The sequence below is a fragment of the Alteromonas sp. DY56-G5 genome, assembly GCF_041414725.1.
In the GTDB taxonomy this organism is placed as follows: Bacteria; Pseudomonadota; Gammaproteobacteria; order Enterobacterales; family Alteromonadaceae; genus Alteromonas; species Alteromonas macleodii.
Genome location: NZ_JANHZQ010000008.1, coordinates 26,826 through 39,982 on the forward strand (window position 1 = coordinate 26,826; position 13,157 = coordinate 39,982).

The following is a 13,157-nucleotide window of genomic DNA, read 5'->3' on the forward strand; positions in this document are numbered from 1 at the left end:
TGCGCCCTCTAGCTGTTGTTTTCAAACCACTGCTTAACAGACTTAACAAGTGCCTGAGCATCGTTAGTGTTATATGCCACTGCTGGCTGGTTGCCCCACACCGGTTTTGGCCACGCACAATCATTTTCAAAACGTGCGACGTGATGAACATGAAGCTGCCTTACCACATTGCCTAGTGCTGCCACATTAAGTTTAAGTGGTGAAAACAAGGACTGCATGGCTTTTGATGCCAATGCAGACTCTTTGAGTAAAGTAATCTGCTCTTCTTCTGACAAATCGATAATTTCCGCAATATCATTTTTCATCGGCACTAAAATGAGCCACGGAAACTGACTATCATTCATCAACAGTACACGACACAGCGAAAGATCACAGACAAAAAATGTATCATTGTGTAAACGGCTATCAAGTTTAAACATCTAGCTTATCCAACGTAGTAGGCACAACGGTTAATAAAGCGCGTTGTCCAATGGCTACTTTTGCATTCGGGAAAACAATGGCTTCGCCGTCCTGCTCTGCTATGTACTCTTTACCCGGTTCAGAAGCCAATACCGTGCCTTTAGGGTAGTCAGTGAAGTTTGGCGTATCGTCATTGAAATGAAGCGTAAACTGTTCTTCGTTTCGGTTTATAACTTGGTTCACGCGATAAATATCAAGGTCATCCATATCAACCGTAGGCGCGTACTCGGTTTGAGTAATTAGCTGCGTTATCGCTTGTTTCGCATCTTCAAATCGACGCATATCGTTTTGCCCAAATGGACGCACTTTGCCAAGTTCAACCGTAAACGCGTGCGCGTTGTATCGATATGACGAGAAATAGCTAAAGGTCGTTGTCGAACTTTCCGACAGCAATATGGTTTTCACGCCACACGCTGCGAGAAATGCCAGCTGCCCTTTGCTGTGTATTCTGTCATGAAGATAAGGATATACCGCAAACTTTTCATTTTTTGAGGCGCGAATTGCTGTGTGTAGGTCGTAGTGATATCGGGTGCCCTCACCCGCTTCAAAGAAAGACGCCACAGCATCTTCGAGCTGTTTAGCACGAACGCGCTCTGCGTTCACTAAACCTTCGCCCTTCGAGTGTGCACCGCTAAACAAGCGGTTCATGTTCTCTTCAACGAAACGCTCTGCAATATCCATCGCTGGCAGGTTGCCAAATAAGAACAAAACATCATGTGCCAGCGTTATGTTCCCTGTAAGGATCCCCTTAACCAAATCATCACAGATTTCGATAGGTGCGGTTTCATTACCGTGAACACCACACGATAAAACAATGCGTTTATTAGGCTTAGAGGTTGGCTGTACTGAAAAACTGATAATGCCAGGTGCGGTAATATGGACGAGCGTACCATTAGCTAATGTAAATTGATGAGAGCGTTCAAATAATGCGGAATTACGGCGAGAAAGTGTTAAAAATTGGCCGCTTTCGATAAGTTCTTGCATAAGTGTGAGCTTTGTCTACGTTGTCTAATCTAGAATGCTTCCAGTGTACCCAGACAGGCCTTCAAAATCACGTTATCTCACTGTTTAATTCCCAGTAGCTGTAAGCATTGAACAACGGAACTACAGATTGCCGCACTTTCAGATACTACGCTTGAGCGCGTCTAGGCGAGTTGCCGATAATTATCTCTTGTTGGGTAAGCTGTACGAAATCATCGAATGGAATGGCGCGAGAGAACAGGTATCCCTGCCCTTGTGTAACCCCTATTTCTCTGAGTATGTGAAGCTGCTCTACGGTTTCTATGCCCTCCGCAACTACACAGCACCCCTTAGCATGACCAATAACTTTCGCCGCTTCGATAATGGCACGATTAACAGGGTGTGCTTCAAGCTCCATGACAAATGATTTATCTATTTTTAGGGCATCAAGATCTAAATCTCGGATGTAAGCAAGGTTAGAATAACCTTTTCCAAAATCATCTACAGAAATAGATACGCCTAAGCTTCGCAGCTCATCTAACTGCTTTTTCACCATTAATGAATTAGACAGTGCCACGTCCTCGGTAAGCTCCAACTCGATTAACGAAAGCGGCATTGAATACGTACGACTCAGCATCGTCAGGGTTGGAACTAACTGGTTGTCGTATAACTGTGTAGGAGAAATATTCACAGACAGCATTAAAGACCGCTTCATTAGGTCCAATTCCGAGAGCGCCCTAAAGGCTTGCTCAAGCGTCCAGTAGCCCAGTTCGCTCATCATATTATAAGACTCGGCCGCTTCGATAAGCGGACCTGGAAATAAGACGCCATCAAGAGGGTGATTCCAGCGAAGTAAGCACTCAGCCCCCACTACTTCTAGCGTTGTCAGATCGACTTTTGGTTGATAGTAAAGCTCGAGTTCATTTTGTGCTAATGCACGTTTTAAATCTGCTTTTAGCGCCAAACTTCTGCCCGTGTCGGTTTTGTCTGACTTAGTCAACGCGAAGTAATTTTCGTATTTGTTTTCTTTTGCTTGTTTTAAAGCCGTTTCCGCTCGGGAAACAAAGGAAGTGATATCAAAGTCATTCTTAATACTGCACACCACACCTACGTTAAAGTCTGCAATAAAAGCCGTACCATCATAATGCATAGGCGTTTTGAAATGCTCGACTAAGCGTTCGAACATTTGTCGCATTACGGTTTCATTACTTTCATTAGGAAAAACGATGCCAAAAACATCACCACTGATACGGCCAATCGACACCGCAGTTCCAAATAAGAGTTGGATGCGGTTGGCTATTTCAAGTAAAAAGCGATCGCCTACATGAATGCCCAGACTGGTTGTCACATCAGAAAAACGCACTACATCGACCAGCATCAATGAAATAGAAGCACTGCGAGACGCTTGCTTCGAAATGCTATCGATAAACGCATAGCGATTGGGAATGGTTGCCAGTGATGTGTGTTGGCTCATGATGTTTTCCTTGAGCTTTACGCTTCGAGGTACTAAAAACAACTAGTTATATAAAACCATGGCGCTACGAAAGGCGCAACGACAGTAACGTATTATTTTGCATACCGTCTTATACTTTTGTACAACATTAGCCTAATATTGGACAAAAAACATGGCTGTAGTACTTATTTCTGGTGACGTTAAGAACAAACTGTGCCGTATTTTGAACCCAATACGAAACAATGAAGAAGTATTTAGAGGGTAATAAAAAACCCGGCGAGTGCACCACTGCCGGGCTATTTCTTTACGGTTCTGCGATTAGCTTTCAATCTTACACGGTGAAAGTTTCCAAACGCGTTCTACGTAGTCACGAATTGAACGATCTGAGGTAAATTTACCCATCTTCGCTGTATTGATGATTGCCATTTCTGCCCAACGCTCTTTGTCGCGGTATGCAGCATCAACTGCAATTTGTGCATCAGAATAAGCACGGAAATCTGCAAGCACCATGTACGGGTCACCGTTATCAAGTAAGCTTTGCTTAATTGACACCAATGCACCTGGTTTACCTGGCGTAAAGTAATCCGTTTCTAACCAATCCAGCACAGCTTTAATTTCTGGATCTTTATAGTAGTAGTCATGTGGGTTATAGCCATTCGCTTTAAGCTCGTTCACTTCTTCTACTGTAAGTCCGAAGATAAAGATGTTGTCATCGCCCACTTCTTCAGCAATTTCAACGTTTGCACCATCAAGTGTACCAATAGTTACCGCACCGTTCAGTGCAAGCTTCATATTACCGGTTCCTGATGCCTCTTTACCTGCCGTACTGATTTGCTCAGATACGTCAGCTGCTGGGATCATTTTCTCAGCCAGTGACACGCGGTAGTTTGGTAAGAATGCTACTTTAATCTTGTTATTTACGCGTGGATCGTTGTTGATCTTATCCGCTACCTTGTTAATTGCGAAGATAATATCTTTCGCAAGCTTGTAGCCCGGTGCCGCTTTAGCACCAAACACAAATACACGCGGGTGCATATCGTAATCAGGGTTTTCTAGAATACGACGGTATAACGCCATAATATTCAGAAGCGCTAAGTGTTGACGCTTATACTCGTGCAAACGCTTAATCTGCACATCGAAAATGGCGTTAACGTCTACTTCTATATCAAGTGACTTGCGAATTTCCTCTGCTAGCAACTCTTTGTTCTCAAGCTTCACTTTCATGAACTGCTTCTGGAACGTTTTATTGCTCGCAAATTTAGCTAACCCTTGCAGTTTGTCTAAGTCGCGCGGCCAGTCTTCACCAATCTTTTTATCGATTAGCTTAGACAGCGCTGGGTTACACGCTTTCAACCAGCGGCGTGGTGTAATACCGTTGGTTACGTTAGTTAGCTTACCTGGATATAGTTCATCGAACTCTGGGAACAGAGACGACTTAACAAGACGAGAGTGCATTTCTGCCACACCGTTAACGGCAAATGAACCGATTACCGACAGGTGGCCCATACGAACCATCTTCTCGTTACCTTCTTCAATGATTGAAAGCTTAGCTTTCATGGCATTGTCGCCAGGCCACTTCTTATCAACCTCTGCCATAAAGCGGTGGTTAATTTCATAAATGATTTCTAGATGACGAGGAAGGATCTTCTCAATCATGCGCGCAGGCCACTTTTCAAGTGCCTCTGGCAGCAAGGTGTGGTTGGTATATGCAAATACTTTTGTACAAATCCCCCACGCTTCATCCCAGCCAAGCTCTGCGCGGTCAACAAGAATGCGCATTAGCTCTGGTATAGAAATAGCTGGGTGCGTGTCGTTTAGCTGAATAACAACCTGATCGGCGAAACGGCTCCAATCGTCACCATGCGCACGCTTGTAACGACGGATAATGTCTTTAAGCGAGCACGAGCAGAAGAAGTACTGCTGAATAAGGCGAAGCTCTTTACCCGCTTCGGTCTCATCGTTTGGATAAAGTACTTTTGAAATCGTTTCAGCTGATACATTTTCACGTTGTGCATCAACATAACCACCCGCATTGAACACGTCCCAATTGAAGTAGTCAGACGCTTCTGACTGCCACAACCGCAATACGTTTACGGTTTTACCTTCGTAGCCTACAACCGGAATGTCCCACGGCACACCTTTTACAATTGAGCCAGGGTGCCATTCTTTCAGCACTCGTCCGTTGTCGCCATATTTAGTCTCTACATAGCCGTAAAGCGATACTTCTTGAATAGATTCTGGACGGCAAATTTCCCATGGATTACCGTAGTCACGCCAGCTGTCTGGTCGCTCGATTTGCGCACCGCTTTTAATTTCTTGGCGGAATAAACCGTGCTCGTAATGAATACCATAACCTATTGCAGGTAATTCCATTGTAGCCAGTGAGTCGATGAAGCAAGCCGCTAGTCGGCCAAGGCCACCATTGCCTAGCGCCATATCAGGCTCTTCTTCAAGAATGTCTGAAATTTCAACACCTAGCTCTTTCAACGCGCCACTAGCCACATCGAATAAGCCAAAGTTTTGCAGGTTGTTTGAAAGCAAACGGCCCATTAGGAATTCAGCAGAAAAGTAATGAACGGCGCGGGTGTCGTTCAGGTAATGACTTTTCTGGGTTTTGCGCAACCCTTCAAGTACTTGTTCTTGAATTGCAGCACACGTTGCTTTCCACCAAGCGTGATTGTTTGCTTTGTTTTCGTCGGTGCCTAGCGTGCAGTGTAAGTGTTTAATAACCGCTGCTTTGAATGCAGCCTTATCGATCACTGGAGAGGGTTGCGTCTTGGTCGCTTTTGCGTTCATTTTGCGTCTCACTCTTAAGTAGAAGCGGTGTTTACACACCGAAAACGTAATTTAATTACAGAATAACTTCAGAATATGACAGCAATATAGCAGCGCTTAAACGATTATGTTGTAATAATTTTGTTAAAATAACAAAAAATCGCATGAATTCGTATGCACTCATGCGATTTTTAACAATAAATTTACAAAAGCGAATTTAAAGTGATTGGTTTTTGTACTTATTTAATTATTTTTCCGACTAAGGCTTCGGCTTCAGCAATTAGATCCTGTAAGTGGCTTTCACCGTTAAAGCTTTCCGCATAGATTTTATAAATTTGTTCGGTGCCAGAAGGACGCGCTGCGAACCAGCCATTTTCTGTCGATACTTTAACGCCACCAATTGCCGCGTTATTACCTGGCGCATGGGTTTGAACGGCAGTGATAGGCTCGCCCGCCAACGTATCGCTAGTGACGACAGATGCATCCATCGCCGAAAGCTTTTGCTTTTGTTCAAGGGTTGCTGCCACGTCAACACGGCTGTAAACCGGTGCTGCAAATTTTTCCGTTAGCGCTTTGTAGTGCTCGCCAGGATCTTTGCCTGTGATGGCTAGGATTTCAGCTGCCAGCAAACAAAGAATAAAGCCGTCTTTGTCTGTCGCCCACGTGCTTCCATTGCGTTCAAGGAAGATGCCACCAGCACTTTCTTCACCCGCAAAACCAATAGTGCTGTTTGATAAACCATCAACAAACCATTTAAAGCCTACCGGCATTTCAGCTAAAGGTTTACCTAAGCTGTTGGCTACGCGATCAATCATACTGCTAGACACCAGTGTTTTACCGATATTTAAATCGCTAGGCCATTCTGGACGGTGGGTATAAAGGTAGTTAATAGCCACGGCCAAATAATGGTTTGGGTTCATTAGGCCCGCACTTTTGCACACAATACCGTGACGATCGAAGTCAGGATCATTGCCCCAAGCTAAGTCAAAGTTATCTTTCAGCTCGATAAGCCCTGCCATCGCATAGGCAGACGAACAATCCATGCGAAGCTTACCGTCTTTGTCGCGGCGCATAAAACCAAACTGTGGGTCAACCGCGTCGTTAACAACGGTAATGTCCAAGCCATATTTATCTGCAATTCGCGACCAATAACCTATGCCTGCACCACCTAATGGATCAGTACCTAACTTCAAGTTAGCTTTTGCAATCGCTTCCATGTCGATAACGCTTGCAAGATCTTCAATATAAGGTTCCATGAAGTCTTCTTCACGAACCAATTTGCGCGCGGTAGCTTGACGAATATCAATGCGCTTAACGTTTTTATTGCCATCGGCAATTAGTTCATTCGCGCGTTCTTGAATTTGCTTGGTTACGTCGCTATCGGCAGGTCCACCATGAGGCGGGTTGTACTTAAATCCACCGTCTGAAGGAGGGTTATGAGAAGGCGTAATGACGATACCATCTGCCTTGTCGGTGTTACCTGCGCGATTGTAGCGAATAATAGTACGTGAAATAACAGGTGTCGGCGTATAGCCCATGCTTTCATTGTCTGCGCGCTGCACGACAACATTGACACCGTTTGCACACAAAACTTCGATAGCGGTAATCATGGCAGGCTCAGATAACGCGTGGGTATCTTTACCAACGAACAGCGGACCGTCGATACCTTCTTGTTTACGATACTCTACCAATGCTTGGCAAATTGCACTGATGTGGGTGTCGGTAAACGTAGCGTTGGAAGCTGTACCTCTGTGACCTGACGTGCCAAAAGAGACCGCTTGACCCGGGTCATTCATATCCGGTTTATAGCTGTAATACTGGCTCACTAACTGCGCTACGTTAATGAGTTGCTCTTTTGCTGCATGCTGTCCAGCCTGCGGATGTAATGCCATGAAAAAAATCCTTATTTAGAAGTTTCGTTGTTCTATACCTTGGCTTGCTATTTACCTTCTGAAGAGAAACGCGCAATCACGGTTTCAATAACATCGGGTTGATAGCCTAAGTTACGCAAAACTTGTTCCAGCATATTCGTTTTCTTGGCAGTATTGTTATTTGTTACCACCCAGAACGGGCTATCAGGGATAGCTTTAGGATTAGTACTGCTGCCGTTTTCCAACAATGCCGCCTTACTTGTCGCAAAGTACGTACGGTTTTTACCTTTTATACTTTCAACACGAGTAAAGTTTTCTGCATTAAGCTTGTGCGCTGCACTTAAAACAAACAGGAATTGATCAACGCGCTTGGTAAATGTGCCTAATGCATCTTTTGACACCGCTTCAAGAATGTCTCTTTTCGAATGAGATTCTGTTGCTGGCGTTACTGAAGAAACTTCCGAAACCTTTTTAGCTGCCCTTGAGCTCGCAGGCGCTTTTGCTGCCGTTGCTTTAGCTGGAGCTTTCTTCGCTGCAGCCTTTGGCGCTGCTTTAACTGCTGAACTGGCTGTCGCTTTAGTAGGCGCTTTGGCTGGTGTTTTAGTCGCCACTTGAGTTTCAACTTCGGGTGTTGACTCACTTGCGTTATCTGCGGTTTCTACAACGTCTGTACTTTTTGGTTCGCTTGTTTTTACAGATGTAGATGAAGCCCCACCATGCTGGACACCGTGGGACACGGCACCGTCTTCAGGCAAAAGTAAACGTCTTAAAATTTGTGATGCACTCTCACCAATATGCTTCGTTTGGCTGGCGATGAAGGCATATAAATCGTCATCTATTTCAATGCTTTTCATAACTACTTCCTTTTTAAGAGGCACCATTATAGACAACACAGATAAACTACGCAGCACTTAATAACAGATGTTTTGCGGGAATCTATGCTAATAAGATAAGAAAGTGACGTTTTACTGCTTCCCAACCCGTCGTATTTGCTGTCGATAAAGTCCATGTAAGCCGTTTTTACTTTTTCAAAAATAGACGTCGCCTTAACAACATTAAGAACATAGGAGAAACAACTCAACGAACCATCAAGTCGCTGATATACCTGCGTATAAAATTTAACAGGTAATTCAATAGAAAGCCTTTCACTATCGTTGCTATTATTAAGAAGTAGTGACCTTCGAAACACCGCATTGTCGGCACTCGTTACCGTTCGCTAAACATGTAAACTAGAACATGAACTCAGACATGAACTTAAACATCATTGCGCAACATCCTTAGAAAAGCCTTAATCGCTTTCTCACTGTTTAATACGTAGTGTGACAGAGTAACTTTAAACTTAAGTGACAATTATATGCGCCAAGATATCATCAATGTACAGCGGGCTCTTAGTCAGAAAATTATTGGTAAAGATCACCAGTTAAAACTCGCAATAACTTGTTTACTTGCCAATGGCCACTTATTAATTGAAGACTTACCGGGAATGGGTAAAACCACCCTTTCTCATGCGCTTTCCCAAGTTTTTGGCCTACAATATTCTCGCATTCAATTTACTTCTGACTTACTCCCATCAGATATGTTGGGCGTAAACATTTTTCATAGTAATGAACAAGACGAGGCAAAGCGCTTTTCGTTTAGACACGGCCCTATTTTTAGCCAAGTGGTGTTAGCGGACGAGCTAAACAGAGCCAGCCCCAAAACACAAAGCGCCCTGTTAGAAGCGATGGAAGAGCGACAAGTAAGTATAGATGGTGTAACCCACACGCTACCCTCTCCATTTTTTGTTATTGCTACACAAAACCCAAGCTATCAATCGGGCACTTATCCCTTGCCAGAGTCCCAACTCGACCGTTTCTTTATGCGTATCTCTTTGGGCTATCCAGCGTGGGAAGCAGAAAAAGCCATGCTATTGCAACAGGATGCATCAGCACCGCTTGCACAAATACTAAATGAGGAGAATTTGCGCGAGATGCAACGAGAGGTAGCCACTATTCATACCAGCGATGCCATTATTCATTACATTCTAAGATTGGTGAGTGAAAGTCGAGAAAGTAATGATTACCCTAACCCCCTATCGCCACGAGCGAGTAGAGCGATACTACAAGGTGCCAAAGCTTGGGCGTTTGTTTCCGGAAAATCATATGTTACTCCCGAAGATGTACAGGCCGTCTTCGTGGCCATTACCGCTCATAGGCTAACATTGTCTTCACATCAGTTGGCACAAGGGCAGCAAACCCATGCTTTTGACGGTGAAAAACTGAGCCAGAAATTACTCGATAGTATTGACCCACTGGCAGCCTAGCATTCATGAATTTTCGGAGCGCTAAAGGTGCGTAGAATGCCAGCTTCACTTTCGAATTACCTACAACGCAGGCTATTAAAGTGGTTAGACAGGCGAGTTCCGGCTTCTCACGAACATCACCTCAACGTAAACAGTATTTTTATATTGCCGAGCGGATTCGGTTGGTCTTTTATTATTCTATCGCTGTGTTTGTTTTTACTTGGCACTAACTACCAAAACAACTTGATGTTGCTGCTTAGCTATTTGTGCTTAAGCATTATGCTATTAACGCTGTTTTACACTCATCAAAACTTTGCGCGTTTAGCGCTTAAAGCGACGCCCCCCAGTCCATTTCACTGTAACTTACAGGGTGAATTGCAGCTTCAGGTTATCCCTCACGCGGCAGCGCCAACGAAAACGTGCAATGGTGTATTAGCAATAAAGTGGCTAAATACAGCACGCCCCATGGAAACCGCTGTTAATGCAAGCAATCAAGATACCTCAGTGGATCAGCAGACGTACAGCTTTTCTTTAAACGACAATGAAGTTACGGATACAAGACAAACGCAAACCCTCAGCGTGCCTCTTCCAATACCAGTACGGGGGCGATTTGCACTGGGCAGACTAACCATTGCATGCGATTTTCCGTTGGGATTATACAAATGCTGGACCCACCTCGATTTTGACCAACAGGTTACTGTCTATGCAAAACCTCAAGAAGGTCCGGTCACTGTTAATAAGGTAGCGAGTTCTAATGAGTCGGATAGCGTCAGTCAGGTTAACGACCTTACAAGTAACGAGGACTTCTACGCATTAAACGATTACGAAGTTGGACAGCCGCTTAATCGCGTATCGTGGAAGCATGTGGCGAAAAACGGAAATTGGGTTTCGAAATCCTTTACCTCCTTGCAAAGCGACAGTTTTGTACTTTCAGTTCCCTCAAACATAGATGTGGAAACTGCCGTGTCGGCACTTACCTATGCAACATTGTCTTGGACAGGCGCAGACCGGGTATTTGGAATACAGTACAAAGGGCTTAACATTGCCCCTGCTCGCGGGGTAAAACATAGGCACGAATGTCTTAGTGCACTTGCTTGTTTGAATTCGCATTCATCACAAGCTTCTTCAACCTCAAATAAAACGGTCTCAATATCTTCCATAAAGAGTGAAAGAGCGAGGTCAACGAAATGAACTCCGCTATCTTAAGCCGTTTATCACAATTAACCGTTGTTAAAAGCGTGTTTAGCCAACCAACGTCCGTGGCTGTGCTTATGCTCTGCATAGCATTCTCTTTTATTCTTTTCACTCTCACCGCGCCGCTTATGACATGGGTAATCATGCTAGGCGGATGCGCAGTGATAGTAAGGACGGCAGGCCTTAGTGCGTTGAATAGTTTGCCAACATCACGCACGGTTAACTTGCTGGCGATATTGGCAGTGTTCGCATTATCGTGGTTTGGCTTCTCAGTAGGATTGCTTGATAGCATGATCAACCTATTGACCGTCGCGTGCGCGCTCAAAATCATGCTGGTTGAGAAAAAACGAGATTTTCACTTAATTGTATGTACCTGTTTGTTCTTGATCGGCTGCGGATTTATCTCGTCTCTAAGCGTATTTGCGTGGATTGGCTATACAGGAATACTGGCCCTGCTGCTATTCGCGACTGCCATTTATCACGGTGCAGGAATACCCAAATCAAAAAGCATTAAATTCGTGACCGTGCTTATTGTCCAAGCTTTCCCTATCGCGCTGCTACTGTTTTTACTGCTTCCCCAACTCCCTCCGCTTTGGCAGATGCCCACGTCAAAGTCGACTGAAACCGGGCTTTCTGACACGGTGACGCCTGGTGATATTGCGTCACTTGCAAGTTCATCTGAATTGGCTTTCAGCGCCACATTTGAAAACGCAGAAGCAGTCCCTGTTGCACCGTCCAGGTATTGGCGCGCTATGACCTTAGAACATTTTGACGGGAAAACCTGGTCTATTAGCAACAAACGCAAACAGGCAGAGCAGCAGTTAGCTTACATGGACAAGCCAACACCCTTGTCAGCTCTGGCCGAGGAAAATACGCCTCAAGTGATAAGTTATGAATTGATCGTGGAACCCACACAGCAAACGTGGCTGTTTGCGTTAGCGCCTTCGACCCCCAACAACCGCGAGAACAGTATTTTCGTAAGAAGTCTTTTTGATTTTACGTTAAGGGCGAATAGCCCAATATCCAGTAAGAAGGCGTTTTATCTGCGCTACTATCCAACTGCTCAAATCACTAGCGGAATAGGAAATTTTGAATCTCAACTAAACCTACAGGTTTCCATGAGTGGCAACCCACAAGCCAGGGCATGGGGACAGAGACTTGCCAAACAATACTCAAGCGCACAGCAAATAGTTAGCGCAATAATGCGTGAATTTAATCAAGGGGGCTTCCGCTACACCCTATCGCCGAACGCCATGCCTACCGACCCCATCGACCGTTTTTTATTTGAAGAACGCTCAGGTTTTTGTGCCCATTACGCAGGCGCCATGGTGTATGTGCTTCGCGCCGCAGGGGTACCGGCAAGAATGGTGACAGGCTACCAGGGCGGAAGCGCACTTAATGACAATGTGCTGCAAATAAGGCAGTACGATGCACATGCGTGGGTGGAAGCATTTATTGATGGTGTATGGATTCGACACGACCCAACGAGTATGGTGGCACCGTCACGCTTAACCTTGGGGCTTGAACGTGCGTTGGAAGAGCTTGGGGAGTCTCGTGAAGCGAGTATTTTGGGCGACCTTAGCAACGCTGCCATTTTTGCAACGTTACAAAGCTGGTTTCAACAGCTCGATTACTCATGGAGTAAATGGGTACTGGGCTTTGACAATACTGCGCAAACCAACATGCTTGAAGAATTACTAGGCTCGCTAACGCCGCAAAAAATGCAAGTTGTATTTCTTTCCGCCATTGGCCTAATTGGGCTTATTTTAGCACTTTATTTTTTACCCAAAACGCATCGCAACACACGGTCGCCCTCACACAGAGTTTTACTAAACGCAATAAAATGCGTTGAAGCTAAAACAGGAAAAGAAAGAGGGAATAAAACCTTGTCCGCCTTTATGAGTGAAGTTAATCCTTTGATAAACGAAGATGCTGCCAAGGCACTAACACTTCTGTGTGAACAATTTGAGCACGAAAAATACGCACACCGAACACAAGAGGCAAAAGTTTATCCAACCATGAAGCGTCAGCTAAAAATGTTAAAACAGGCATTAAAGTAGGAAATAGTAAAACCGATTGCACCTTAAACACTCACACTCCCCCCCTTTTTAGTGCAGACTAATTAATAGTGCCTTGGCGCAAGCGACTATCAACACAGCCACGA

General features: G+C 44.7%; 9 protein-coding genes. 3 read left to right on the forward strand and 6 right to left on the reverse strand.

All coding sequences use genetic code 11. From position 1 onward, the window contains the following. Nucleotides 1–8 precede the first annotated feature (8 nt). From NO989_RS05875 to seqA, 6 genes are all read right to left on the reverse strand, one after another. Nucleotides 9–419 (reverse strand): HIT domain-containing protein, encoded by a 411-nt coding sequence (locus NO989_RS05875; RefSeq protein WP_014949039.1) that lies wholly within the window; start codon nucleotides 417–419, stop codon nucleotides 9–11. Beyond that, entirely contained in the window at nucleotides 412–1,443 is a 1,032-nt protein-coding gene (gene astE / locus NO989_RS05880) for a succinylglutamate desuccinylase (protein ID WP_371342240.1), read from the reverse strand. The genes NO989_RS05875 and astE overlap by 8 nt, the downstream gene beginning before the upstream one ends. Nucleotides 1,444–1,588: 145 nt before the next feature. Then, nucleotides 1,589–2,893, reverse strand: a complete 1,305-nt coding sequence (locus NO989_RS05885) for a putative bifunctional diguanylate cyclase/phosphodiesterase (RefSeq protein WP_371342241.1) — start codon at nucleotides 2,891–2,893, stop codon at nucleotides 1,589–1,591. Nucleotides 2,894–3,190: 297 nt separating this feature from the next. After that, nucleotides 3,191–5,668, reverse strand: coding sequence for a glycogen/starch/alpha-glucan phosphorylase (locus NO989_RS05890; protein WP_014949036.1), 2,478 nt, complete (start codon nucleotides 5,666–5,668; stop codon nucleotides 3,191–3,193). Nucleotides 5,669–5,886: 218 nt separating this feature from the next. After that, the gene (gene pgm, locus NO989_RS05895) at nucleotides 5,887–7,539 is read right to left on the reverse strand and encodes a phosphoglucomutase (alpha-D-glucose-1,6-bisphosphate-dependent) (RefSeq protein ID WP_061485424.1); all 1,653 of its coding nucleotides are present in this window, start codon (nucleotides 7,537–7,539) and stop codon (nucleotides 5,887–5,889) included. Nucleotides 7,540–7,586: 47 nt separating this feature from the next. Continuing rightward, complete coding sequence (seqA, locus tag NO989_RS05900) at nucleotides 7,587–8,372, reverse strand: replication initiation negative regulator SeqA (RefSeq protein WP_278344468.1); 786 nt, start codon at nucleotides 8,370–8,372, stop codon at nucleotides 7,587–7,589. Between the two features lie 500 nt (nucleotides 8,373–8,872). Between seqA and NO989_RS05905 the strand changes: the two genes are divergently transcribed. Genes NO989_RS05905 through NO989_RS05915 form a run of 3 tightly spaced genes read left to right on the forward strand, consistent with a single transcriptional unit; the run spans nucleotide 8,873 to nucleotide 13,053 of the window. Continuing rightward, complete coding sequence (locus tag NO989_RS05905; protein ID WP_371342242.1) at nucleotides 8,873–9,820, forward strand: AAA family ATPase; 948 nt, start codon at nucleotides 8,873–8,875, stop codon at nucleotides 9,818–9,820. Nucleotides 9,821–9,856: 36 nt separating this feature from the next. Continuing rightward, nucleotides 9,857–10,990, forward strand: a complete 1,134-nt coding sequence (locus NO989_RS05910; RefSeq protein WP_131136298.1) for a DUF58 domain-containing protein — start codon at nucleotides 9,857–9,859, stop codon at nucleotides 10,988–10,990. Continuing rightward, complete coding sequence (locus NO989_RS05915; protein WP_371342243.1) at nucleotides 10,987–13,053, forward strand: transglutaminaseTgpA domain-containing protein; 2,067 nt, start codon at nucleotides 10,987–10,989, stop codon at nucleotides 13,051–13,053. The genes NO989_RS05910 and NO989_RS05915 overlap by 4 nt, the downstream gene beginning before the upstream one ends. Nucleotides 13,054–13,157 lie beyond the last annotated feature (104 nt).